Genomic DNA, 25,410 nt, shown 5'->3' on the forward strand with positions numbered 1-25,410 from the left:
AATAAGTCAATTTTATAAAACACAAATTGGCGATTTAATATTCAATTTTATTTAAGATAGCACAAAAAAAAGCACTCCGAAGAGTGCTTTTTTGAATGATTCTGTAATCAGAATTTAGGCATCAATATCCGCATTTAACGCATTTTCTTCAATGAAAGCACGACGTGGTTCCACATCATCACCCATCAAGCAAGAGAACATACGATCAGCTTCAATCGCATCCTGTACCGTTACTTGCAGCATGTTACGGTTCTCAGGATCCATCGTAGTTTCCCAAAGCTGTTCAGCATTCATCTCACCCAAACCTTTATAGCGCTGAATCATCATGCCACGGCGTGAGTCTTGTAGGATGTTTTGCCAAACCTGATGGAAGCTACTCACTGGAATTTTGCGCTCGCCTTTTTGCAGGTAAGCACCTTCTTCCAATAATGTGAACCAACTCTTCGAATTTTTGAGCAAACGCGCATATTCACCTGAACCCAATAGACCTGAATCTAACAAGTATTGGTGCGGTAAGTTATGAACATAGATGGTAATACGCGGGAAATAGGTCGCTGACTTATTGCCTTCGGTATCTTCATGCTCAAACGTTTCTAAGCTTAATTCAGGACGTAAGCTAGGCTGAGTTTTCTCAATATTGGCACGTAGCTGCTCCCCCCAAGTCTGTACATAGTCTTGGTTATTTGCTTGATCTAACTTAAAGCCTTCTACTGCCAATAAACCATCCAACACACTTGCAGGATAACGTACAGTCAGACGATGCAAACTCTTTTGAGAGGTTTGATAATCCGCAATCACACCCGCTAAAGCCTCACCACGAATGGCTGGTGCTTCTGCACTGATGTGTAATTCAAGCTCATCAATTGCATTTGAAATCAGGTAAGTCTCAAGCGCATCATTATCTTTGATGTACTGTTCTTGCTTGCCTTTTTTCAGCTTATACAACGGTGGCTGTGCAATATAAATATATCCACGTTCCACAAGTTCTGGCATTTGACGGAAGAAGAAGGTCAACAGTAGCGTACGAATGTGCGAACCATCGACGTCAGCATCGGTCATGATGATGATTTTGTGATAACGCAGTTTATCTGGGTTATATTCCTCACGGCCAATACCACAACCTAAAGCAGTAATCAGTGTTCCCACTTCTTGTGAAGAAATCATCTTGTCAAAACGTGCACGTTCCACGTTGAGGATTTTACCTTTCAGCGGCAAAATCGCTTGCATCTTACGGTTACGGCCTTGTTTTGCAGAACCGCCCGCAGAGTCACCTTCGACTAAGTAAAGTTCAGACAATGCAGGATCTTTTTCCTGACAATCGGCCAATTTACCTGGCAAACCAGCAATATCCAGCGCACTCTTACGACGTGTCATTTCACGTGCTTTACGTGCTGCATCACGCGCACGTGCTGCATCAATAATCTTGCCTGCAATCGATTTAGCGGCTTGTGGGTTCTCTAAAAGATATTCAGAGAACGATTTATTCATGGCTTGCTCAACCGCAGTTTTCACTTCGCTCGACACCAATTTTTCTTTGGTTTGCGAAGAGAATTTTGGATCAGGCACTTTCACCGAAACAATCGCAGTTAAACCTTCACGTGCATCATCACCAGAAACCGCCACTTTCTCTTTTTTGAGTAAGTTTTCGCTTTCCATGTAGCTGTTTAAGCCACGGGTTAATGCAGCACGGAAACCCGCTAAATGCGTACCGCCATCTTTTTGTGGAATGTTGTTGGTAAAGCAACGAACATTTTCCTGATAAGAATCGTTCCACTGCAATGCAACTTCTACACCAATGCCATTATCCGCTTGAGTGGTAAAATGGAAGATATCATTCAGATGAGTTTTGCCTTGGTTGATATATTTCACAAACTCAGACAAACCACCTTCATAGTCATAAACGTGCTCTAAATTGATACGTTCGTCACGTAGCACAATTCGCACACCTGCATTCAGGAACGATAATTCACGTAAACGACGCGCCAAAATATCGACATTAAAAATCGTTTGACTGAAGGTTTCAGCACTTGGCCAGAAACGTACACGTGTACCTGTACGATCTGTCTCACCCACCACTTTTAATGGATACACGGAATCACCGTGTTTATATTCTTGCTGGTGGATTTGACCTGCACGATGAATGGTTAATTCGAGCTTGCTTGAAAGCGCATTCACCACGGATACACCTACACCGTGTAGACCGCCTGAAACTTTATAGCTGTTATCGTCAAATTTACCGCCCGCATGCAGAATCGTCAAAATCACTTCTGCTGCAGAAACACCTTCTTCTGGGTGAATGTCGGTAGGAATACCACGACCGTTATCCGATACGCTTACAGATTCATCTTCATGAATGGTGACATTGATCTCGTCACAATGACCTGCCAACGCTTCATCAATTGAGTTATCGACAACTTCAAACACCATGTGGTGTAGGCCAGTACCATCGTCAGTATCACCAATATACATGCCCGGACGCTTACGTACAGCGTCTAGACCACGTAATACTTTGATGCTAGAGGAATCATAAGCTTTTTCTATGGTTTGTTCTGTTTGAGAAGCAGCTTGATCTTCTGAACTCATGGTTTCTCCCTAGTGAAAAATAGGTCTATCCAAAGGTGGTATTTCATTGCACAACAGCCTGCACCGTACCATTTTCAACTTTGAATAATTGATAAGAAATAGATAAATCATGTAAGTGTTTTTGCACTGAATCATGGTCTAAAGTGGTAATAAAAACTTGACTACCAAGATGGCTTAAACGCTCAATTAAACGCTGTTGTGCGGTTAAATCTAATTCTGCTGTCGGATCATCTAATAATACCACAGTTTCCTTATTACAAGCATGTAGCATTGCTATCTGTGACAGTTTTAACGCCATGATCAATAACTTTTTTTGCCCACGAGAGAGCACAACATCTGCATCCCCCATAGCGGTTTTTAACCTTAAATCTGCACGGTGCGGACCATACTCAGTATAGCCACGTTCGCAGTCTTTAAAGTGCTGATTGGTCAGATCATTCAACAGCCCTGTTTCGGCATGAAAGCCTGCACTATATTCCAACGTCACTGTTAAATGCGGCAATAAGGCTTGGAGATCTTGTTGGAAATATCGAGTCCACTGTTCCACCACATTACTGCGCAGACTATGTAATATCTCACCATAATCACTGAGCATTTTGTTCCACGGTTCTAAGTCAGACAGACTCAAATGACGTCGTGATTTCAGCAAACTATTCCGCTGTTTTAATGCCCGTGCATAATATTGCCATGCATGGTAAAACTCCGGTTCCACGTGGAACATCAACCAATCTAAAAGTTGACGTCGTGGCTTCGCACCATGATCAATAATATCGGTACTTTGTGGATCGATGAGTTGTAGCGGTAAAATCTTGGCCAACTGCCCTTGTGTCCCCACAAGGTCGCCATTGATTTTTATCACTTGCTCGCCCGACTGCATTTTTTGCATACCAATGCGGTCTGTTGCAGACTGCGCAAAGACGACAGCGTCAGGGCTGTTATTTTGAATATAATTTTTCGGAATATGGGTTCGAAAAGAACGTCCAGTTGCCAGCAAATGTACTGCTTCTAATACAGAAGTTTTGCCTGAACCATTTTGCCCATAAAAGACATTAAACGGTTGCAACCCAGAGAGTGCAACCGTCTTTAAATTTCGAACACGTTCTACATGTAAACGCGTGATATGCATAATAATTGAGACGTCAGTCCGAATTAAACACGCATTGGCATCACAACATAGGTTTGATCTTGTTGTTGTGGATCTTGTACCAATACAGATTGGTTGGCTTCTGTCATGGTCATTGCAACATCATCACCATCCAATACATTCAGAACTTCCAATAAGTACTGTGCATTGAATGACATTTCCATCGGTGCATCAGCATATTGAATTGCGAGATCTTCGATAGCTTCATCTTGCTCAGGGTTATTGGCACGAAGTTGTAAAGTGTCCGCATCAAACTTCAAGAATACGCCGCGCAATTTTTCATTACTTAAAATCGCCACACGTTGTAGTGATTGTTTAAATACATCATGTGCAATGCGCACATTTTTATCACCACCACGTGGAATCACACGGCGGTAGTCAGGGAATTTACCATCGATCAATTTTGTGGTGAAACGTACGGTAATATCACCCTGCTCTTTATCACGGCTGGCAATGGTAATCGTTACATTTAATAATTCACGACCAATTAACAACGATAATTGCTCGTCTTCAACACTCAATAGACGCTGCAATTCACCTACAGCTTTACGTGGAACAATCGCTTGCATTGCTTGTGTCGCATTCGAGCTTGCCACTGTTTCACACATCGCTAAACGGTGACCATCGGTCGTTACTGCACGCAATTGATTTTCATCAATTTCAAGCAAAGTACCCGTCAAATAAAAACGCACATCTTGAACCGCCATGGCAAAAGACGTTTTTTCAAATAAACGCTTTAACTCACGTTGAGTCACACCGACTTGAGTGCCTTGAGTATTTTCAGTGGTTAATAATGGATAGTCTTCTGCAGGCAAAGTACCCAATACAAAACGACTGTTGCCAGATTTTAAAATACAACGTTGATCTTCAGTAATTTGCAAATCAATCAATGCCGCTGACGGTAATGATTTACAGATATCCATCAATTTACGTGCAGGAACAGTCGTCACTCCTGCTTGTAAACATGCACCTTCAGTAAGTGGTGTGCTTGCAACCAGTTCAACTTCAAGATCTGAACCGGTAATGGTCAAAGCTTGCTCAGTTACCTGTACTTTTACATTGGATAAAATATTTAAGGTATGGCGACGTTCAACCGCTCCTACGACATGTGATAGAACATTCAGTAAGCTTTCTTTCGCGATTTTTAAACGCACGATACATTCCTCTAAAAACTGAAGATAGACAAAATAAATTAATTTTTTAGCAGTGTACTATGCGGCAGAATATACCGCATTGCAAGAACAGAATTTGAACGAAAAGACTTAACTTTGCAGCAGACGTTGCAAGTTTTTATAGTCCTCATTGAAGATTGGATCTTCTTCACGCAGGCTTTGTACTTTTTCACAGGCATGCATCACAGTACTGTGGTCACGATTACCAAAAGCCATACCAATTTCAGGGAAACTATCCCCTGTCAGTTCACGTGCTAGCCCCATAGCCAACTGACGTGGACGTGCATAAATACGTGTACGTTTTGGACCAACCAATTCTTTCAATGGAATACGGAAATATTCACTCACCACACGCTGAATGTTTTCAGTACTGATGGTGCGCGCACGAATTGCCAACACATCTTTTAACGATTCACGCACCACATCTAGATCGATTGGGGTGCCTTTAAAACGAGAAATGGCTACGACTTTATTCAGCGCACCTTCTAGTTCACGGACATTAGCAACCACTTGTTGAGCAATAAACAGCGCACAATTCCGTGGAAGTTCCACCCCATTGCTTTCCGCTTTTTTCAGTAAAATTTCAATACGGGTTTCAATATCAGGCGGTTCAACACCCACCGATAAGCCCCATGAAAAACGTGAAACCAAACGTGGATCTAGCTCAGTCAGTTCTTTTGGATAACGATCTGAGGTTAAAATGATTTGTTTAGATTCATCCAATAACGCGTTGAAGGTATAGAAAAACTCAACTAAGCTGGCCTCTTTACCCGCCAACAAATGAATATCATCCACCAATAACAAATCTAGCGAACGACAGTTTTTCTTGAATTCTTCGACCTTACCTTGCTGTAGCGAGCTCACAAAGTCTTGTACAAAACTTTCAGCCGTCATGTACATCACACGTGCATTCGGCTTCGCTTGCAATAATGCATTACCTACGGCTTGCATTAAATGGGTTTTACCTAAACCAGTCGGTCCATATAAAAATAACGGGTTATGCTGCGAAGCACCGGGCTGCGTCAAGACTTTACGACAGGTTTCTGCCGCCATCTGATTGGAACGACCTTCAACAAACAAGGAAAAGGTAAATAATGGGTTAAGCTGACGCTTACGGTTATTTTTTGAAGACGTCTCTTCTTTTTCTTTTTTAGGACGAGTCGGTGCCGATACTTGTGGTGTTGACTCTAATGCTGCGGTGGTTGTTGCTGGTTGTTCAGCTGCAGATAAAATTGCACCAGGCCGTGAATCAACCAAAATCTCAACTTTACGTACCCGACCTTCAGACAACTGTTCCGCTAAAATTGAAATCAGTTCTAAATGGTGCTCTTGAATATAGCGCGTCCAATACGGATTCGGTGCATAGAGTTTTAGACTATCACCTGCATCTTCTGCCACCAGTGGGCGTATCCACATTGTATAGACATTTCCTGAAAGCTCTTGTCGCAAGCGAGTTAAGCAGTCTGTCCAAAGCATGTGAAACCCCTATTTCAGTCCATTGTACGTAAAAAAATAATTCAACCCCGCCTAAGCGGGCAGCCATTCTAACCATCTTATCCACATCTGTCATGAACAAATCAGTCGAAATCGATCAAAAAAACGCAAATTGAGTTTAAATTTAAATTTAAATCACGTGTGGATAAGTTTATCCGCAAGCTGTGGATAAATTGTAGCACAAAGTTATCCACAAACTATCAAAATTATAAAAACATCGTTATCCACAATATAATTATTTGTTTTTTAAATCTAAAAATGCGTTTTCCACAGAAAATATCAACACTAATAGTAATAAATTTAAATTTTAAAATTTGAATTTATTTATAAGATCGACCCATTTTGGGGATAACTCGAGGGTTGGTTTAAATTCAAATTTAAATTCATAAAAACCAATTCACAAATTCGAGACTGTGGATAAATCTGTGAGTAAACTTGAAGATAACTTAAATAATTAACATATACAATGATTTAGTTTGTGAGTATTTTAATTTAAACCTTTATAACTGATTTCTAATCCTTATATTATCTTGATATATCACAGCCTAGATTTTGAAAGAAAGCGTGTTTTTCATTGACAGCTCAAGCAATGAGCACTAAAATCGCGAACCTTTACTGAAAGATCATTTTTGGAGTTTCGATATGAAACGTACTTTCCAACCTTCTGAGTTGAAACGTAAACGCGTTCATGGTTTCCGTGCTCGCATGGCTACTAAAGCTGGCCGTCAAGTATTAGCGCGTCGTCGTGCGAAAGGTCGTCACAGCTTAACTGTTTAATTTCAGTTAAGACTGTCAAGACTTGGGTGTTATGACAACACTTTACGGCTTTAGCACAGATGTGCGAATACACTGTGCTGCCGATTATAAAAGTGTGTTCGATGGTGCGCTTTTTAAAGTGCATCAACCCCATTTCTTATTTCTAGCAAAAATCTCCGAACAGCCGAATAGCCGTTTGGGTATTGTTGTTGCTAAGAAAAAAGTGCGCCGCGCACATGAAAGAAATCGAGTAAAGCGACTTGCACGCGAAAGTTTTCGCCTGCATCAACAGCAGTCTAATGTATTAGATATTGTCGTTATGCCAAAAATGGGCATAGAGGCGGTACCGAATGCAGAGTTGCATCAGCAATTACAATTTGCTTGGCAAAAATTGCAGCGCCTTGCAAATAAGCATAAAAAAATAGCTACCTCCCCACAAGCGTAGAGATGACCAATGGTTCGTTTACTGCATTGGCTCATTCGTTTCTATCAGATTGCGATTAGTCCTTTATTGGGACCACGCTGTCGTTATATTCCAACATGTTCTCAATATTCTTTGGAAGCAGTCCATCAACATGGTGCTGTACGTGGAGTGTGTCTAGCTGTTCAGCGTATTTGCCGTTGTCATCCTTGGGGCGGTTCAGGCTATGATCCTGTTCCATCAAAAGCAATTCGTTTTATTTCATTTCAGCAAATAGATTCTCAAACGCTTCACGTTGCTGTACCCTTTCGTGAACGTTTATTGAACCAAAATCACTCTAACCATTTGGGGTAATACCTATGCAACAATGGGCCAGGATTGCAATTCTAGGGGCCATGTTTGTTGTCGCATATTTGCTCATTTTGGCTTGGCAGAAAGATTATGGACATGCGGAACAAAAACCTCAGCAAAATGCTGCGGTGGTAACGCATGAAGTATCTGCCGATTTACCAAATGGCCAGACAGCTACGGCTGCTACTGATGTGCCGCAAGCAAATAATGCTGCTACACAACAAACAACAGATGCCACTGCACCTGTTAGTCAACAGTTAATTTCAGTACAAACTGACCTTTACCATCTTTGGATTAATCCAAAGGGTGGCGATATTGTTCGTATTGAATTACTCAATCATGACAAAAATAAAGACAGCGACGAACCGTTTGTAATGCTTGAAAGCGATGCAAAACGTACTTATGTTGCTCAGTCTGGCTTAATTGGTCTTAATGGCCCGGACAGCAATCCGAAAGGACGTCCAACCTATGAGATTGAAAAATCTTCATATACGTTGAATGACGCAAAAACTGTGAAGGGTAAAGATGGCCAAACAGCAAAAGTTTTGTCAGTACCAATGGTTTATAAAACAGCAGATGGTGTAGAGGTTATTAAAACCTTTAACTTCACTGAAGGTGAATACCCTGTTGTCGTGAATCATAAAATCGTGAACCGCAGTGCTCAGAACTGGCAAGGTCAGATGTTTGGTCAGCTTAAACGCGACAACTCTGAAGATCCAGGTAAATCTGATCAAGGTATTTTCACTTTAGGTACATTCCTTGGTGGTGCATGGGGTTCGCCTGAAGAACATTACAACAAACTTAAATTTGCTAACTTTAATGAAGAAAAATTGAATGTTGAAGCAACTGGCGGTTGGGTTGCAATGGTTCAGCATTACTTCGTGAGTGCGTGGATTCCTGGACAGATCAAATTAACGCAAGCCAATGGTCAACCTTATGCTGCGAAACTTGAGTCACGTAAATCTACCGATGATATGAACATTATTCAGTTCACTTCACCTGCAATCAATGTTCCTGCAGGAACTGTGGCAGAAGTAGATGCAACGTTCTATTCAGGTCCAAAAATCCAATCTGAATTGAAAGATTTGGCTGTTGGTTTGAACCAAACTGTAGACTATGGTTGGTTATGGCCAATCGCGAAATTGTTGTTCTTAGGCCTACAATTCTTCCATGGTTTAGTGGGTAACTGGGGTTGGTCAATTATTTTATTGACGATTCTAGTGAAACTGATCTTGTGGCCATTGTCGTCGAAGAGCTACCGTTCTATGGCGAAAATGCGTGTGATTGCACCTGAAATGCAACGTATGAAAGAAGAGTTCGGTGAAGACCGTATGCGCTTCTCGCAAGAAATGATGGCATTGTACAAACGTGAACAAGTGAATCCACTGTCGGGTTGCTTGCCGTTATTGCTCCAAATGCCGATCTTCCTTGCTTTGTACTGGGTATTGATGGAGTCCGTTGAACTACGTCATGCGCCATGGTTAGGTTGGATTCAAGATTTATCTGCGATGGATCCATGGTTTATTTTGCCGCTATTAATGGGCTTAACCATGTTCATTCAGCAAAGTTTGAACCCACAACCGGCTGATCCAATGCAGGCGAAAGTCTTCAAAATCATGCCAGTGATCTTTACGGTATTTATGTTGTTCTTCCCTGCGGGCCTTGTGCTTTACTGGATCTGTAACAACAGTATTACTATTCTTCAACAAGGTTTGATTAACAAATCAGTTGAAAAAGACCGTTTAAAACGTGAAGCGGCTGACTCAGCAAACTAAGCATTGCTGATGGGCTGAATAAATCCGCTTAAGATGGTAATCTTAGGCGGATTTTTCTTTATCTGTCGTTTGAAAATTTTTAGGTGAATTTTATGTTAAACCGAACCACCATCGCAGCAATTGCCACACCGCCGGGTCGTGGTGGTGTCGGCGTGATTCGCCTGTCTGGTCCAAAATCTTATGCCATTGCAGAAGCATTAACGCAGCAATCCTTACCACAAGCACGTTTTGCTGGTTTCCGTAAGTTTTATGATGCATCGAATGAAATCATGGATGAAGGTTTGGTGATTTGCTTTCCAAATCCACACTCCTTTACGGGTGAGGATGTGGTGGAGCTTCAAGGTCATGGCGGCCCCGTTATTCAAAATGCATTATTGGCACGGTTACTTGAATTGGGTGCTATTGCTGCAAAAGCGGGCGAATTTTCAATGCGCGCCTTTGAAAATGGCAAAATGGACTTGGTGCAAGCCGAGGCGATTGCCGACCTGATTGATGCCACCTCACAAGCAGCGGCACGTTCAGCGGTACGTTCATTACAAGGTGCCTTTTCGAGCAAGGTCAATACGGTGCTAGAAAAACTTATCCATTTGCGTTTGCATGTGGAAGCAGCGATTGATTTTCCTGAAGAAGAAATCGACTTTTTGGCGGATGGTAAGATTTTGGGCTTATTGGATGAAGTGGCAAGCTCGGTCCATGCTGTACAGCAGTCTGCTCGTCAAGGTCAGTTACTACGTGAAGGTTTACAAGTGGTGATTGCAGGTAAACCCAATGCAGGTAAGTCATCTCTACTCAATGCTTTGGCGGGTGTGGAACGTGCGATTGTGACGGATATTGCAGGTACGACACGTGATGTTTTACATGAAAAAATCAGCCTCAATGGTTTGCCGATTACCTTGACCGATACCGCTGGTTTACGTGAAACCGGTGATATCGTCGAAAAAGAAGGGATTCGTCGCGCAATTAAAGAAATTGAGCAAGCTGACTTGTTACTTTTGGTCTATGACTTAAGTCAAGGCGAAGATCCACTGCTATTGGCTCAAGCGTACTTTGCCGATCATATCGAACCGAAGCGTTTGATGTTGATTGGTAATAAATGCGATTTGACGGGATCTACCGCGGAAATTACCGATTTAAACGGTTTTCGACATATTCGCGTTTCGGCTAAACAAGAAACTGGCGTTCAAGCGCTTATTGATGCGATTACAGCGCATGCAGGCTTTCAACCAGAGGAAGATACCTTTATTGCTCGAACACGCCATTTAGACGCAATGAAGCGCACTCAGCGCTATCTTGCAGAAGCACGTGAGCAGTTGGTGGTTTATCATGCGGGTGAGTTGGTAGCCGAGTCTCTACGTTTGGCGCAAAATGCCTTAGGTGAAATTACGGGCGATTTCAGTGCAGATGATCTACTCGGTAAGATTTTTGGATCGTTCTGTATCGGAAAGTAATTTCAATTTAAGTCAATATTCCAATAAGTTCCAATAAATTACTATATGAATTAAATAGCATTAAGTTTTAATAACTTAGTGCTTTTTTTATGCCTTTTTATTGTTCCAATATGTTCTATACGTTCATCTAGTGCTATGATTTTTTTAGTCACCTACTAGCTACGTGACAATAAAACCTTATTTTCATGCCTGAGTGACTAGAGTAATGCCAAAAATGAACGGCCTGTTTTTCTCTACTGATAGAGAGATTCAAAACCTGAAACCACAGGACAAGCGATATTCAGTTAAAGACAAGCTGAATAATGGCCTGTTTATTGATGTGAAGGAATCAGGCGTTAAGTCGTGGCACTATCGTTATTCACTGGCAGGCAAGCAAGAAAGGCTTGTTATAGGCCGTTATCCTGACTTGTCATTGAAGGATGCTAGACAGATCAGAGACGAATCAGCCTCATTGGTGGCTAAAGGTATTTCACCTAAACAAGATAAGGCAAAGCCTAAAGGCATTTTGTTTAAGGACTACGGCGAACGCTATTTAAAAGAAGTCATTAAAAAAGACCGCAAAGACCCTTACAACATGGTTTTATGCCTGAGCAATGATATTTATCCGATGATGGGCCATATTCCATTAGATCAGATCAGTATTGAAGATATACGCCGTACTATATGGCGCAAAAAAGAACAGGGATATGATGCAGCAGCTAACCAAGTCAGAGGCTTGTTAAAGCGCATGTTTGATTATGCAATGACTTTGGGCCTTGTACCTTATAACCCTGTTTTGGCTATCCCATCACGGCACGTACACAAGGCAAAGCCTAGAGATAGATATTTAAGCACAAATGAAATCCGCACCTATTACACCACCCTCCTAAACTCAAGAATCTATAGACCTAGAAAGCTGGGCCTTTTGCTGTCATTGCTTACATTGGTTAGAAAGTCAGAGCTATTGAGGGCCAAGTGGGAGCATATCGACTTTGATAGCCGTATATGGCTTATCCCTGAAACAAAGGCCGACAGTGCGACAGGCCATAGCCGTGAAATGGTCGTTTATATGTCGGATCAGGTGATGGAGATATTTAAGGAACTCAAAGCGATTGCAGGCAATGAGCCTTTTGTATTTGTAGGCAGAAAGTCAGGTACTCATATCAGCCATAACGCATTTAATACGGCGCAAAAGGCAGCACTGGCATTAACAGACTTGCCACCGTTTACCGTGCATGACTTGAGAAGAACGGCCAGCACTCATTTAAACGAGCAAGGCTTTAATAGTGATGCAATCGAGGCTTGTTTAAACCATACGGCCAAAGGTGTTAGAGGCGTATATAACAAAGCTAAGTATGAAAAAGAACGCATAGAGATGATGCAGAAATGGAGTAATCATATTTTTAGTGTGATTTATGAACCGAATCTGATCTTTTTTAATCAGGCTAAAGGAGCTTAATTGTATCTAATTGTAACCTGATGAACTGTTAATTATTCATATATGACTAATAACAATGTTATTCAATTTATAACTTTGCTTATATTAGATTTATAGCAAAAGCGCAGTTTATACAGATTAAGACGGATTAAGACGGATTAAGACGGATTAACGAGTATTAAGCCTATAACTGAGGTTATATTTTTTAATAGCACTGTTATTCAAAAGTGAATTATTTAGTTGGCAAGGTGTACCGAGGTGTACCAAAAACTGGTGCAGTTGCTTGGAAATGAGGTAGCCATTTAAGCAAAAGATAGTTAAAGTAAAACAATGAATTCAGTAGGAACTATTTATAGAATTCATGTCTGATGCGTTTATTCTGCTAACCACAGAACAAATCTACAGACAAAGAAAAAGAGCCAAACAACACCACATTGCTTGACCCTTTTTTTTGGAACAGGTGGCTTTAGCAACACCACATTGCTAATGCCGATTTTTTTAACCGTATGTCCGCCAAGACACAAACCAAAGGAACTTTAGAATGTAACGATTAAAAAAAGTGCATATGTCATACAGTCAAATATAGAATTTTCTATATTAACTTTAGTTAATATAGTTCGGAAATGTGAACAAGTAAACAATAGGTTTACTTTTGGAAACATTCCTTGTAAGTCACTGAACATATTGTTTAGTGATTAATAATCTATATGTGATTTATAACAATAAACTTTTTTCTAATTTTACATTCCTGTTTTGTGTCTAGGCATCCCTTTTTTAATTACTAAGGAATGTTTAGATGACTTTATCTAAAGAACAAAAAAACGAAAATGTACGCCTGATCCGCCGTAAAGAAGTACAGGCAAAAACTGGCTTAGGTGCATCGTCAATTTACGCAATGATGCAACAGGGCACGTTCCCAAAAGCAGTCAATATTTCCGAACGCCGTGTCGCTTGGATTGAATCTGATGTAGACCAGTGGATTAATGAACGCATAGCAAGCCACAAAGCAGCCATTGCAACGATGGAGGCTTGAGCTATGGAGTTCACGCTACAAGATGCAATTAGCATCACCCAGCAGGCACAAAGAAAACTTGAGCAGATCAGCCATGAAGTAAACGGCGAGCAGATAAAAAACCTTTTTATTGATGTGTCCGACTTCACTTGCTTGGCCCTTGATTACTTCACAGATGAAGATAAAACCGAAGCCAATACAAGACAGATCGAACAGGCTATCGACCTACTCGACCATGTTTCTATCCGAGCATCCGAATTAGGTGCAGAGGTATTTTCTAAGCCTTATTCAATTGATGACTACCTAAAAGCCGAGGCCAGCAAGCTAAATACCTTTTTACGCTTGGCACTGGAAACCTTGAGCATTACAGACCCAGCCGATCTATACGCCTATGCCCTTGCCTCATATTGTCCGACTGGCGAAGCGGATCAGGAGGCAGATTTGATCGTAAATGATGAAGCTATGAAGTTTTTAGAGGTTAAAGGCTTTAACGGAACGATTAAAGAGCTACTCAGTGAACATGCTGACATGGTGAAGAAATCAGGCGTTAAGGACGTTTTGATAATCCACATCGGAACGATTCACAAGCTGACTGATGCACTGTCAGGAATGGGAGCATAAGAACATGAACAACACCCAATTAAAACAAGTCCTAGCATACCTCAAGCAAGGCAAAACCATTTCACAGGCCGAGGCTATCGACCTTTTTAACTGCTACCGCCTGAGCGCAATTATTCAGCGTTTAAGAAATGCAGGTTATGACATTGTGACCCATAACGAGCGCAATAAGTCAGGCATTGGCAGACATGCACGTTATGAGCTTGTTAAGGAGGTGGCAGCATGAATAAGCATATAGACCCTGAATTTTTTAAAGCCTTTGACCACTACAAAGCAATGGTGAAGCAATACGGAGATGACCACCCTATCACCGAGCAGGCACTCATTTTAACAATGCACTACACGCCTGAGTATATCAAAGAAGAAATGCACCAAAAGGCTAAAGAATTAAACCTATTGCCACCGCCAAGCGGTTACACGGATGACGGCGAGCCTATGTACCGCCTAGAGGACATTGCAAAGCATTTCGGCATTTCGTTTGAAGAAGCAGAACAGCGTTTATTGCAGATGATGGATAACCGCCAGCAAGTCGGACTGCCTAATGATGGCGTTTTGATTAATTCAAATATCAATATTAACCGTGTGCAGTGAGGGGGAAGCTATGTCCAATCAAATCAATAAAACCGCTCAAAACTTTTTAGAAAATTCTCAAGTGATTATTGAATCACTGGAAGGTACATTACTTCGCCTATATGTGAGCTATGACCAGCACGATATATCCGATGCCAAAGCAAAGGCGATGCTTAAAGTATGCGAAACGCTGGCAAGTGCTGCTTTAGAAGATATTGAAAGTGCGAGCGCAAAAACAATACTAGACATCTCAATGATTGTTAGCCTTGCTACTGGCATTTTATACACGCTTGAAGAACTGGCGCATTTAAACCTAGCAAAAGGCCATACAGCAGCAGCTATAAATGGATTAACCCTAGCTTGTAGCACATTAAATGAATTGCTAGAAACTGCGGTGGATTATGTGATGAAAGGGGGTAGCCACAATGCTTGATTATGACCACCCCAAAGAACTAATAACACCCGATGCCATTTTAAGCGAATGCACACAGCTTGTATCGTTTAATGATGCTTATTCATCACATCCATTAATACAGCGTTTTGGCAGTCCTGAGCAGCCGATTTATGTTGATGATGGCAATGTGGATATAAACGGCGTTACCTATGCACAGCCTTTGATTATGCCTATTTATGATGGGCATCTTGAGCTTGTTCAATGTGCTGTCATGCAAGATAGGCAGCGTGTAGCTGTCATTCCTGATGGACTGGCTAAAGGTTTTGCAAGGTATGGTGATTTTGACCATAACAGGCCAGTCATTATTACTTATGGACTGGAGGCATTCTTTAAAGTGGCTCAGGCAGGTTACGCCGTGGCTTTGGTGCTACTGCCTACCCTATGCAGCAGCCATAAAACAGAACTCAAGCCGTATGATTTTGAACAAATACAGTTCGTTATTAACCAGCTATCACAGGCAGGCTATAAGCAGCTTTACCTACCTGTCAGAATTGAGCAAATGCACCTTGATCCATTTAAAAAGCTGGAGCAAAACACGGCGGTTAGGCTGCTATGCCAGTATTTAAAAATTGGTGTAAGTGAATTTCAAATCGAATTGGCCCAGCATGAAAGCGTAAGTGAGGTACTGGCGTTTATTGAGGAAGCTATAGAGGCTTTACCGGTAAAAAATATTTTGCCTAAAGGCCACTTGGCTAAACCTATGAAATGGGAAAACGGACATTTCCATATCACACAGGATGGGCTTTATTTTGTCGATGAAGATAAGAACGGTATAAGCCATAAGCGTTTTATCTCAAGTCCTGTATTGGTCACAGCAAAGACAAGAGATAGTTCTAGTAATAATTGGGGTGTATTGCTCAAGTGGAAGGATGATAACGAGGTAGAACACACACAGGCCCTATCTATGGAGTTATTCCAAACGGACGGCGCAGAACTACGCAAAGCATTGTCTTATCAAGGCGTAATGATTGCACCTGACCAACGAGCAAGAAACCTTTTTCAATGCTATTTAATGAGTTATCAAACAGGTCAATATGCCTTATGTGTGGATCGGGTCGGCTGGCATGATGACGTATTTGTACTACCTCATAAGCAGATCGGACAAAGCAGCAGTGATTTAATTGTTTATCAGGCTAACAATGCCTTAGCTAACCACTATCAAAGCAGAGGCACATTAGAGCAATGGCGAAGCAATGTAGCGCAATTGGCAGAGAATCATAGCTTGTTGGCTTTTTCATTGTGTACGGCCTTTGCTGGACAACTGCTAGACCCTCTTAATCAGCAAGGCGGTGGCTTTCATATCAAGGGCGGTTCATCCAAAGGGAAAAGCACAGCCTTAAACCTTGCGAGTTCCGTGTGGGGAAATCCTAAAGACTTTTATCGTACATGGAGAGCAACAGGCAATAACCTAGAGCACACCGCCTATATGCACAATGATGGCTTTTTAGTGCTAGATGAGATTGGAGAAATTAATAACCCGAAAGAGTTAGGAAACATTGTCTATATGCTTGCAAATGGCATGGGAAAAGGTCGCATGACAAAGCAAATTACAGCAAAGCCTATGCACCAGTGGAAAGTTATATTTTTATCCAGTGGAGAGAAAAGCCTTAAAGACATTATGAGCGAGCAAGGTCAAAAGACTAAGCTGGGACAAGAAATACGCTTGGCTGATATTGATATAGATCAGTCTGAGTACGGTATTTTTGACAGTATAGACTTTGCAGAGGATGCACCAAAACAAGCAATTGAACTAAGTAAGCGCATGGCAGGCTGCTACGGCTTGGCTGGCATTGCATGGCTTGAGTATCTGACCAGCAACAAAGGCGAGCGTATGGACGAAGCTAGAGAGCTTTTAGACCAGTACCGCCAAGCCTTAACCGTGAACCAGTCGCAAGGGCATATTGTCCGAGTGGCTAACTACTTTGCATTGGTGGCAACGGCTGGCGAACTGGCAACAAAGGCCAATATTACAGGCTGGAAAACAGGCACAGCGTTTAACGCCGTACAAAAGGTATTTAATCAATGGCTGGGAAGTTTTGAACAGGTCGGAGATTATGAGAATCGGGAAATTGTGACCCATGTTAAAGCCTTTTTCGAGGCGAATGAATCGAGCCGTTTTGAAGCCATTACACCCGATCCTGATCATATCGAGCGTATCAATAACCGTGTCGGCTACTGGAAGATAGAGAACGGCGAAAAGATATTTTATGTATTGCCTGAGCAGTTTAAAAATGAAGTATGCAAAGGCTATGACAGTCGCAAAGCAGCAAGGGCCTTACTAGCTTACAACCTACTTGAGCATGACACAGGCAAGACCAGCAAGACCGCAAGAATCCCATCACGGAAAAACGCAGTGAAGGTTTACGCCGTCAAAGAGGCTATTTTTAGCTGGGAATAGTAAAAAACGAAGGTAACAGAGGTAACACAGGTAACAACCGCATGAATAAAGGCTTTCAGGCGTTACCTGTTAAAAAATGGAACAGGTAACACAGGTAACAGAACCTAGTTTTTTCTAATTTGTTACCCATGTTACCTAAGTGAAAAAAAAGAGGTAACAAGCTGAAACGCTGTCATAGCAAGGCTGTTACCCATGTTACCTACGTTACCCTTGAAAAATAGACATTCTGAGAAAATTTAAGAGATTTAAGCAAATGCCAAACGTAAACAAAGTAACTGTGATGGGTGTATTAGGCCGTGACCCTGAAACTAAACAATTTCCCAACGGTGGCAGCATTACTACATTCAGCGTTGCAACTTCCGAATTTTGGAAAGACAAGACCACAGGCGAACGCAAAGAGGCTACAGAATGGCACAGAATCACCACTAACAACCGATTAGCCGAGATTGCTAGCAAGTACCTCAAGAAAGGCAGCAAGGTTTATATCGAGGGCAGCTTGCGTACAAGGAAGTATAAGGACAAAAGCGGATCAGAAAAGGAAATAACCGAGATTCGAGCCGATGAGCTGCAACTGCTTTAATCAATAGCTCCCTAAATATGGGGAGCTTTTTTTATGCCTTAGATTCGATTAGATCGGCATAGTCTAATTAGATAAAAATGCTTCTTTCATAGGGTGAGTTTCGCAAATTGAAGAAATGGAGTGATTACACCCCCCTATTTTGTATAGCTACGTAAAGAATTTCTTGTTTTACAGCACCGCATCAAAAAGACCATTAAAGCCATGCTCAAAACTAAGCACAGCAAGGTTTACAGCAAAAATGGGGTAAACATACCTTGTACAGCTACGTACAGCAAAACAGCCTTTTTATAGGAGTGCAAGTTGAGCCAAACAGTGCCGTGATGTTGCCGTCCTAATTTCAGGTTTTATCAGGTTTAATCGTTGGGTTTTGCTGGGTTCTAATTTCAAGTTTTTCAAGTTCAAAGGTTAGGTTTTGTTAGGTTCAATCTATCAGTGACGGCTAACCAGTGGGGGGAGTTCATAACTTATGGACTGGCCCAAAGCGGATACCGCAGCCAATCGCACGTATAAAAAAATTTCTGTTTTTGTTAAAAAGTTAACTTTTTGTTAACTGCTACGGCGTTCTAAATGTCAGGTTTTGTCAGGTTGTAAACTTAGGATTACTTAGGATTTATGCAGTCTGCAACCATAGGTTTTGATAGGTTCTGACTAACATTTACTAACAGGTGGAGCGTTTTAAATAACAGGTTTTGACAGGTTATCAATGTTAAGTTTTGATAAGTCCGAGCAGTAAGTGAAAAGCAGTATTTTGTAGTAGTCCAGACCATAACAATTGATAACAGGTGCAGTATTTTGAATATAAGGTTTTATAAGGTTTTGTATTTTTGAAACTATAGTTTTCCGTAGTAGTGATGAACTACGAAACTTTCGTACAGTCACACATGGTTATCCTCAAAATTGAGGTTATCCCCTAACCATCTTTAAAGTGTAGTAGCGGATCGGGAACATTTACCCCATTGGGGGATATGCTCAAATTTGAGCGCTTCTAAACAGCCGAGCTACTTAATCAACCACTTGGACGGCTAAGTTAATTTAGGATTACGTTATCGTTTCGGTAATCACCGAAACCCATGCAAGTGACCAGCTCAAAGATGGTTAGTGAGTACCTTAAAGTCACTCACAAAGGATAGGATTCTAAATCTGACCCTACCTGAGCCACTAAATAGAGGAGCAGCTTTAAAAGTGCCTAGTGATGACATAATCAGTCACCTATTAGTCACTATGTTTTAATTAAATTTATAAGTTATTAATTTATATTAAAAATATAATTGGAATTACATTCTGTATCGGCAAGTAATAAAACGATTGAGCTCCTCATTTCACCTATGGATAGATCCATCCAAAGCACGATATTCGAAAACATCGTGCTTTTTTTACATCGTTTAGCGTGGGTTTGAGCCAAAAATGATTTTAAAGATTGTTCTCAGCACATCTTTTATTTTCATCCCATAAAAAGGATTGATTGCTGCTCTTTTTGAAGCTGCTTCAACTTTGACTTTGAGTGTTGCATAGTCTGGAAATTGTTGCTGTTGCGAGGATTTTTCCACCGCTGACAAAATATCAATTAAAAAAGCACGATTGATTTTTGAACTTAATGGAATGGATTGATACCACTGTTTTTCAAAGCGACGATCTAAAAAGATATCGGGAATTTCGGGGCTAGTGGCATAAAACATGGCTTTGGTGCGCATACATTTACTGCATTGACCACAATTTTTTGGTCGAGCCCTATAGTCCACACAAATCGACAGGGTTTGTAAATCTAAGTCAGATTGGCTTAAAAATGCGGTTTTTTGTGATCGCGTGACATCATCGTCGAGGGTGATTAAGACCCCAGATCGGTTCTTCATCAATCGGTTGGATGCCGTATTTGAGCCATAGGGATGAACGAATAATTGTTGATCTAAACGGTAATCGGCTGAAATTCGATATTGCTGGTAATGTTCAAAAATCGAAGCGCAGGAAAACAGCGAAAAGATATGTGTGACATGCGAACCTTTAGGGTTACAGCCATATTTACTGTACAGCGTGTAAGCATCGGTTTTTACCACGCGACTTTGCTTAAAAACTTGGCTTCTAAAGTCATGGGTCTGATCCATTAAGGCCTGAAATTTTTCATGGTCATCAAATTTATAATCCATTCCATGCACAGTGAGACAATCAGAGTCTTGCCCATTTTCAAGAAAAGCTTTGTATGTACTATAAGTGGAGTCAATCCCACCGCTAAAAAAGCTTAAATTTTGAGTGGGCCGGTTTGCCTGTGGTGTTTGGATAATCGATGCAGCACTGAGCATGACCGGTTGATATAAATCAGGTAACCAAGCGGCCCAGACCGTTGAAACTTCACGTGCGGAGTGGAGGGTTTGTATTGAAATAGGTCCTTCTACATGCAGCGGGATGCCAAGGCGCATGGCAATGGGTAAAAAGCCCCAAACGATAAAATCATAAGTTTCTAATTGCGGTAAGGATTCAAAGGGTAAAATATAGTGAATATTCCCGTATTCGCTGCTGGCGATGATTTGATTTTCCGCAGTGTTAATTTGACATTGAATTTTTAGCATTTTTTTAAATTTTTGAATCACATCACACAAGATCTTAATTTAATTGGATTGATTTTTATAGGGTTTCTTAATTGTTTTTGGGTTTAAGAAGCACCTAATACAAGATGCTTCTTGAATACGATCCGTGGTTAATTGGTGTTCAGACTACGGTGCCAAAGCAATAAGCCGATACACAATAAACCTACGCCAATACAAAAACCTAAAACACCGACCATCAAGCCAAAATGATCAGATAAATAACCAGCCGCAATAATTGGAATAATGGTGCCTAAATATCCGATAAACAAATAGGTCGAGATCACCGCAGCACGGTTTTGATTGTTGGTCATTTGATGAACTAAGCCAAATGCGCCTAAAAGCCCCAGACCATGACCGACACCCACTAAAATATCGCTAATAAAAAACAATGCACTCCAGTGTTGGGTCATACATAGCGCAAGGAGCGCATAGCTCAGTATTAATACCATTAAGCCGGCATTGACACATTTTGCAGAAGGAATCGATTTCGCCATAAATTGCACGACAGCGGAAACCAGCAAGATACTTGCAATGGCACTACCACTGACCAAAGGGCCATGCCATGGGATTGCATCTTTGACGAAAGAGGGTGCGAGTGATGCAAATAAGCTGAAGGAGCCAAAGGCACAAAAGGCAGTCAGTCCAGCGATATAAAATCGTGAATGATCACGCTTTTCAGGCAATTCCAAATGTGGTGCCACTGAAAAAGGCTGTGGCTCAAAATTCGGTGTGCGAATAAAAAATAACCCTATTAAACACGCCAAACCCCCAAAGATCACAGGGATATAAGGGGTAATTAAAGGCTGTTCAGAGAACTGAGCGATCACCCCACCAATAAATGGGCCAAGACCAAAACCAATCACAGTTATGATTGAACTCAGCTGCGGAGCATTATTTTTATGCTGTTCAGGAATGGTATAGACCATGCCAAGCATAGCTGAGGTACTAATTAAACCCGAGGCAATGCCGATAATAAAGCGCCCGATAGATAACCACAGCGCATTACTGGCAAACACCGACAAGCTTAAACCCAAGATGATGCACGCCATACCGATTTGCAGGGTTCTTAAAAAACCAAAACTATTACTGGTACGACCTAAAAACAGCAAGGTCGCTAGGCAACCAAACATGTAGGCAACAAAGATATAGGTGATATGACTCGGCAGCAGTCCCCAAAGTTGTTGATAAATGGGATACAGAGGACTAGCTAGCGCTGTACCAATAGTGCCCATACAGAGTGCAAGGCTCACCATGATAAATGGTCGCCAAGAGGGAGATGTGGTCATTTTAAAGTCGCAGAGGTACAGTCAATAGGGTCAATATTGTGCTGCATGAGAAAGAAGGAAATATGGGCTCAGTTTAATGCCGATTGTTTTCTATGGTCAAATCACAGTTGTAACTTTATCCATAGCGTTTAAGCAGTTTTACAAATTCTTCCAGTTCTGCTTCATTAATTTCAGCATCTTGAGGCAATACATGATGGCGTAAATGTGCTTCGATTAATTCATTCATTAATCCATTCACTGCACCCTTGATGGCCGCAACCTGTTGTAAAACCTCGATACACCCTGCTTCGGGTTGCTGTAAAGCCAGTTCGACCGCATTGACCTGACCTTGTAGACGTTTAACCCGATTTAAAATCTTTTTGTCCTGATGTAAATGACTCAACACTTTCTCCCGAAAATAAATATACTATGGGGGAGTATATTTAAGCATAGAACCTAATGAAAACTTCCCCATCCATCCGAATTCATCATCATCAATTTGATGAAGGTAATCCACTCGCACAAAAACGGATCTTAATTGCCACTATTTTAACGGCAGTCATGATGTTGTTAGAAGTTATTGGCGGATGGATTTTTAATTCGATGGCATTATTGGCTGATGGTTGGCATATGAGTTCACATATGTTGGCATTAGGCTTGGCCTATTTTGCCTATCGTGCGGCACGCCACTATGCCCAAGACGCTCGTTTTAGCTTTGGAACTTGGAAAATTGAAATTTTAGCGGGCTATAGCAGCGCGATATTATTGATGGTCGTTGCTGCATTTATGGCCTTTCATTCGGTGGAACGCTTATTCAACCCGGTTCAAATTCATTATAACGAAGCAATCCCTATTGCGATTTTAGGTCTGGTGGTGAACTTGATCTGTGCTTGGTTATTGCATGATGACCATCACCATCACCATCACCATCACCATCACCATCACCATCATCATCACCATCATCATCATCATCATCATCATCACCATCATGAGCATAGCCATGAGGAGCAGCATGATCATCATCACGACCTCAATCAGAAAGCAGCCTTCATGCATGTGGTTGCTGATGCGGTGACTTCTGTGTTGGCGATTGTGGCTTTATTTGCCGGAAAATGGATGGGCTGGGGTTTTTTAGATGCGCTATTGGGGATTGTCGGTGCAGTTCTAGTTGGCAAATGGGCCATTGGCTTGATGAAAGAAACTGGACAAACATTACTGGATGCGGAAATGGATCACCCTGTCGTTGATGAGATTCGAGAAGTTTTAATGCAATTGCCTGTCGACGTCGATGTGACCGATTTACATGTGTGGAAAGTGGGTAAAGGTCAGTTTTCGTGTATTGTGGCCTTAGAAACCAGTCAGGCATTGAGCGCAGATGAAGTGCGTCAAGCGCTGTCGATTCATGAAGAAATTGTACATGTGTCTGTTGAAATTAATTCACCTGATGCAGCTTAATATGTTCCACGTGAAACGGCATGTAGCTATTGCGTAATGAACTGAAAAAAGCCCAAGACTTTCACGTGTTAAGGCTTAGAATGCTGAATCAATTAAATGTTGAAGTTCGGTCTATGTTGAAAAAAATATGTGCGTTGGCGTTGAGTACCACCCTTTCGACTTTTGCTTTGGCAGATGCAGCACACGTTCAAAAGCTCTTGGCAGAAAAGCACCCCGGTTTAAAAATTGAAAATATTCAAAGTACAGAAATGCCGGGCATATATAGTGGCTTTGTTGAAGATCAAGTTTTGTATTTGAGTGAAAATGCGGATTATGTGATCGCAGGTTCTATGATCCGTTTAAAAGATCAAAAGAATCTGACCAAACAATTGATCCTCGGTCAGCAAAAAACTGAGTGGAATAAACTTCCATTACAAGATGCGATTAAAACAGTCAGGGGGAATGGGAAGCGCCAAATCGCGATCTTTTCTGACCCAAATTGCCCATATTGTAAGAAGCTTGAAGTAGAGCTGGCAAAACTTAATGATGTGACCATTTATACTTTTGTCACAGCGATAAAACCGCAGTCGTTGGCGCCATCGAAGCAGATTTTTTGTGATTCAAACCCTGCTATGGCCTGGGATAATTTAATCAATAAGGGAATTCAACCGAAGTCAGCGAAAAGCTGTGCAAACCCGATTGATCGAAATTTAAAATTAGCAAAAAGCTTAAAACTAAGTGGTACACCGGGAATCGTCTTTGCCAACGGTTCGATCTTAACCGGTGCTTACCCTGCTGCTGAATTAGAATCGATGTTAAAAGAGATCAAATAATTTCAGTTGTACGGTATGAATAAAATATAAATAAAAAAAATACCCGTCTACAGGCGGGTATTTTAATGGCGCTATAAAAATTAGACGCGGGTTTTTTTCGTTACAAGGTTATAGATAAACAACACGATGATCGCACCAATGACGGAAGCGATAAATCCAGCGGCAGAATTTTCTCCATACAAACCTAATAAACGTCCGCCATAGGTCGCAAGTAAAGAACCTGCTATCCCGAGAATGGTGGTCATGATGAAACCGGCTTTGTCATCTCCAGGATGGATCGCACGTGCAATTAAACCAGCAATAAAACCAACAACAATCGCAACAATGAGTGACCACATAGTAACTCTCCTTTTGTTATCATGTATTTGTTTTTTACGACATGTTCAATCTTTATCTTTAATCAAAACTGCGCAGAGCTATAGCCTAAACATGCAAAAAACTGTTGTTTTTTTGTTCAAAACAAACCAAAAAATAAAAAAAAGTGGCCTTCGGCCACTCTTAAGTATCTGATCTTGCTTAGAGACCAATTTCGCCAATAAAAGGAATATGACGATATTTTTGATCATAGTCCAAACCATAACCCACGATAAATTTATCTTCGACTTCAAAACCTAAAAATTTTACATCGAGGTCAATTTCACGACGTGAAGGCTTGCTGACCAAAGTACAAAGCTCGATTGAGTTTGGATTACGCGTCTGTAAAATTTCTAAAACTTTGCTTAAGGTATTTCCTGAATCGATAATATCTTCAACCACTAAGACATCTTTATCCTTAATGTCTCCGTCTAAATCTTTTAAGATTTTTACATCACGAGTAGATACGGTCCCACCGCCATAACTTGAAACGGTCATGAAGTCGAGTTCATGCGGTTTTGAAATTGCGCGGCAAAGGTCAGCCATAAAAATAACAGAACCGCGTAAAAGACCGATTAACACCAACTCTTTGTCGCTGTTAGCATAGTGTGCATCAATTTTTGCGCCAAGCTCTTTCACTTTAGCTTGAATTTCTTCAGTGGAAATCAGTACGCTCATTTGAACAGACATGGGTAGATACCTAAAAAAGCAAATCAAAAAAATAAAAAAGGTGTTGACTTGCAACACCTCTA

The 25,410-nt window shown here is 41.2% G+C and carries 23 protein-coding genes and 1 pseudogene; 15 read left to right on the forward strand and 9 right to left on the reverse strand.

Annotated elements, in window-relative coordinates:
• Window positions 1–114 precede the first annotated feature (114 nt).
• From gyrB to dnaA, 4 genes are all read right to left on the reverse strand, one after another.
• Window positions 115–2,583, reverse strand: coding sequence for a DNA topoisomerase (ATP-hydrolyzing) subunit B (gyrB, locus tag FTU38_RS08805; RefSeq protein WP_180005501.1), 2,469 nt, complete (start codon window positions 2,581–2,583; stop codon window positions 115–117).
• Window positions 2,584–2,626: 43 nt separating this feature from the next.
• Window positions 2,627–3,709: a DNA replication/repair protein RecF gene (gene recF, locus FTU38_RS08810; protein WP_180111000.1), complete on the reverse strand. Its 1,083-nt coding sequence runs from the start codon at window positions 3,707–3,709 to the stop codon at window positions 2,627–2,629.
• A gap of 23 nt (window positions 3,710–3,732) precedes the next feature.
• Window positions 3,733–4,881: a DNA polymerase III subunit beta gene (dnaN, locus tag FTU38_RS08815; protein ID WP_180005503.1), complete on the reverse strand. Its 1,149-nt coding sequence runs from the start codon at window positions 4,879–4,881 to the stop codon at window positions 3,733–3,735.
• A gap of 108 nt (window positions 4,882–4,989) precedes the next feature.
• On the reverse strand, window positions 4,990–6,375 hold the full coding sequence (dnaA, locus tag FTU38_RS08820) for a chromosomal replication initiator protein DnaA (protein WP_180005504.1): 1,386 nt from the start codon (window positions 6,373–6,375) through the stop codon (window positions 4,990–4,992).
• 660 nt (window positions 6,376–7,035) lie between these two features.
• On the opposite strand from dnaA, the gene rpmH reads away from it, so the two are divergent.
• The 13 genes and pseudogenes from rpmH to ssb all read left to right on the forward strand — a co-directional run.
• Complete coding sequence (gene rpmH / locus FTU38_RS08825) at window positions 7,036–7,170, forward strand: 50S ribosomal protein L34 (RefSeq protein WP_000831329.1); 135 nt, start codon at window positions 7,036–7,038, stop codon at window positions 7,168–7,170.
• 31 nt (window positions 7,171–7,201) lie between these two features.
• Window positions 7,202–7,594, forward strand: coding sequence for a ribonuclease P protein component (gene rnpA, locus FTU38_RS08830; protein WP_078189509.1), 393 nt, complete (start codon window positions 7,202–7,204; stop codon window positions 7,592–7,594).
• 9 nt (window positions 7,595–7,603) lie between these two features.
• The gene (yidD, locus tag FTU38_RS08835; protein ID WP_078189510.1) at window positions 7,604–7,924 is read left to right on the forward strand and encodes a membrane protein insertion efficiency factor YidD; all 321 of its coding nucleotides are present in this window, start codon (window positions 7,604–7,606) and stop codon (window positions 7,922–7,924) included.
• Between the two features lie 5 nt (window positions 7,925–7,929).
• On the forward strand, window positions 7,930–9,696 hold the full coding sequence (gene yidC, locus FTU38_RS08840) for a membrane protein insertase YidC (protein ID WP_180111001.1): 1,767 nt from the start codon (window positions 7,930–7,932) through the stop codon (window positions 9,694–9,696).
• Window positions 9,697–9,788: 92 nt separating this feature from the next.
• Window positions 9,789–11,144, forward strand: a complete 1,356-nt coding sequence (mnmE, locus tag FTU38_RS08845) for a tRNA uridine-5-carboxymethylaminomethyl(34) synthesis GTPase MnmE (RefSeq protein ID WP_180024966.1) — start codon at window positions 9,789–9,791, stop codon at window positions 11,142–11,144.
• 205 nt (window positions 11,145–11,349) lie between these two features.
• Complete coding sequence (locus FTU38_RS08850) at window positions 11,350–12,582, forward strand: tyrosine-type recombinase/integrase (protein WP_180111002.1); 1,233 nt, start codon at window positions 11,350–11,352, stop codon at window positions 12,580–12,582.
• 775 nt (window positions 12,583–13,357) lie between these two features.
• Window positions 13,358–13,594 carry an AlpA family transcriptional regulator gene (locus tag FTU38_RS08855; protein ID WP_180111003.1) on the forward strand — a complete coding sequence of 79 codons (237 nt, stop codon included), beginning with the start codon at window positions 13,358–13,360 and terminating at the stop codon, window positions 13,592–13,594.
• A 3-nt stretch (window positions 13,595–13,597) separates the two neighbouring features.
• Window positions 13,598–14,194: a hypothetical protein gene (locus tag FTU38_RS08860; RefSeq protein WP_180111004.1), complete on the forward strand. Its 597-nt coding sequence runs from the start codon at window positions 13,598–13,600 to the stop codon at window positions 14,192–14,194.
• A gap of 4 nt (window positions 14,195–14,198) precedes the next feature.
• Window positions 14,199–14,417 carry a helix-turn-helix domain-containing protein gene (locus FTU38_RS08865; RefSeq protein WP_180111005.1) on the forward strand — a complete coding sequence of 73 codons (219 nt, stop codon included), beginning with the start codon at window positions 14,199–14,201 and terminating at the stop codon, window positions 14,415–14,417.
• Window positions 14,414–14,782, forward strand: a complete 369-nt coding sequence (locus tag FTU38_RS08870; RefSeq protein ID WP_180111006.1) for a hypothetical protein — start codon at window positions 14,414–14,416, stop codon at window positions 14,780–14,782. The genes FTU38_RS08865 and FTU38_RS08870 overlap by 4 nt, the downstream gene beginning before the upstream one ends.
• Window positions 14,783–14,792: 10 nt before the next feature.
• Complete coding sequence (locus FTU38_RS08875; RefSeq protein ID WP_180111007.1) at window positions 14,793–15,194, forward strand: hypothetical protein; 402 nt, start codon at window positions 14,793–14,795, stop codon at window positions 15,192–15,194.
• Window positions 15,187–17,613, forward strand: a complete 2,427-nt coding sequence (locus FTU38_RS08880) for a DUF927 domain-containing protein (protein WP_180111008.1) — start codon at window positions 15,187–15,189, stop codon at window positions 17,611–17,613. The genes FTU38_RS08875 and FTU38_RS08880 overlap by 8 nt, the downstream gene beginning before the upstream one ends.
• Before the next feature lie 253 nt (window positions 17,614–17,866).
• Window positions 17,867–18,190 (forward strand): annotated as a pseudogene (gene ssb / locus FTU38_RS08885) (single-stranded DNA-binding protein); the annotation flags it as partial.
• 1,385 nt (window positions 18,191–19,575) lie between these two features.
• On the opposite strand, the gene FTU38_RS08890 reads toward ssb, so the two are convergent.
• The 3 genes from FTU38_RS08890 to FTU38_RS08900 form a co-directional block, all read right to left on the reverse strand.
• Window positions 19,576–20,754 (reverse strand): hypothetical protein, encoded by a 1,179-nt coding sequence (locus FTU38_RS08890; RefSeq protein WP_180111010.1) that lies wholly within the window; start codon window positions 20,752–20,754, stop codon window positions 19,576–19,578.
• Window positions 20,755–20,882: 128 nt separating this feature from the next.
• Complete coding sequence (locus FTU38_RS08895; RefSeq protein WP_180111017.1) at window positions 20,883–22,025, reverse strand: MFS transporter; 1,143 nt, start codon at window positions 22,023–22,025, stop codon at window positions 20,883–20,885.
• A gap of 148 nt (window positions 22,026–22,173) precedes the next feature.
• Complete coding sequence (locus tag FTU38_RS08900) at window positions 22,174–22,440, reverse strand: metal/formaldehyde-sensitive transcriptional repressor (protein ID WP_078194474.1); 267 nt, start codon at window positions 22,438–22,440, stop codon at window positions 22,174–22,176.
• Window positions 22,441–22,496: 56 nt separating this feature from the next.
• On the opposite strand from FTU38_RS08900, the gene dmeF reads away from it, so the two are divergent.
• Together dmeF and FTU38_RS08910 are read left to right on the forward strand one after the other, a co-directional pair.
• Window positions 22,497–23,492 carry a CDF family Co(II)/Ni(II) efflux transporter DmeF gene (gene dmeF / locus FTU38_RS08905; protein ID WP_180111011.1) on the forward strand — a complete coding sequence of 332 codons (996 nt, stop codon included), beginning with the start codon at window positions 22,497–22,499 and terminating at the stop codon, window positions 23,490–23,492.
• Between the two features lie 113 nt (window positions 23,493–23,605).
• On the forward strand, window positions 23,606–24,304 hold the full coding sequence (locus FTU38_RS08910; protein WP_180111012.1) for a DsbC family protein: 699 nt from the start codon (window positions 23,606–23,608) through the stop codon (window positions 24,302–24,304).
• Window positions 24,305–24,384: 80 nt separating this feature from the next.
• On the opposite strand, the gene FTU38_RS08915 is transcribed toward FTU38_RS08910, so the two are convergent.
• On the reverse strand, window positions 24,385–24,642 hold the full coding sequence (locus FTU38_RS08915; protein ID WP_078189516.1) for a GlsB/YeaQ/YmgE family stress response membrane protein: 258 nt from the start codon (window positions 24,640–24,642) through the stop codon (window positions 24,385–24,387).
• A gap of 178 nt (window positions 24,643–24,820) precedes the next feature.
• Window positions 24,821–25,348, reverse strand: coding sequence for a hypoxanthine phosphoribosyltransferase (gene hpt / locus FTU38_RS08920; RefSeq protein WP_078189517.1), 528 nt, complete (start codon window positions 25,346–25,348; stop codon window positions 24,821–24,823).
• Window positions 25,349–25,410 lie beyond the last annotated feature (62 nt).

The organism is Acinetobacter sp. YH12098 (assembly GCF_013419235.1).
Classification (GTDB): Bacteria; Pseudomonadota; Gammaproteobacteria; order Pseudomonadales; family Moraxellaceae; genus Acinetobacter; species Acinetobacter amyesii.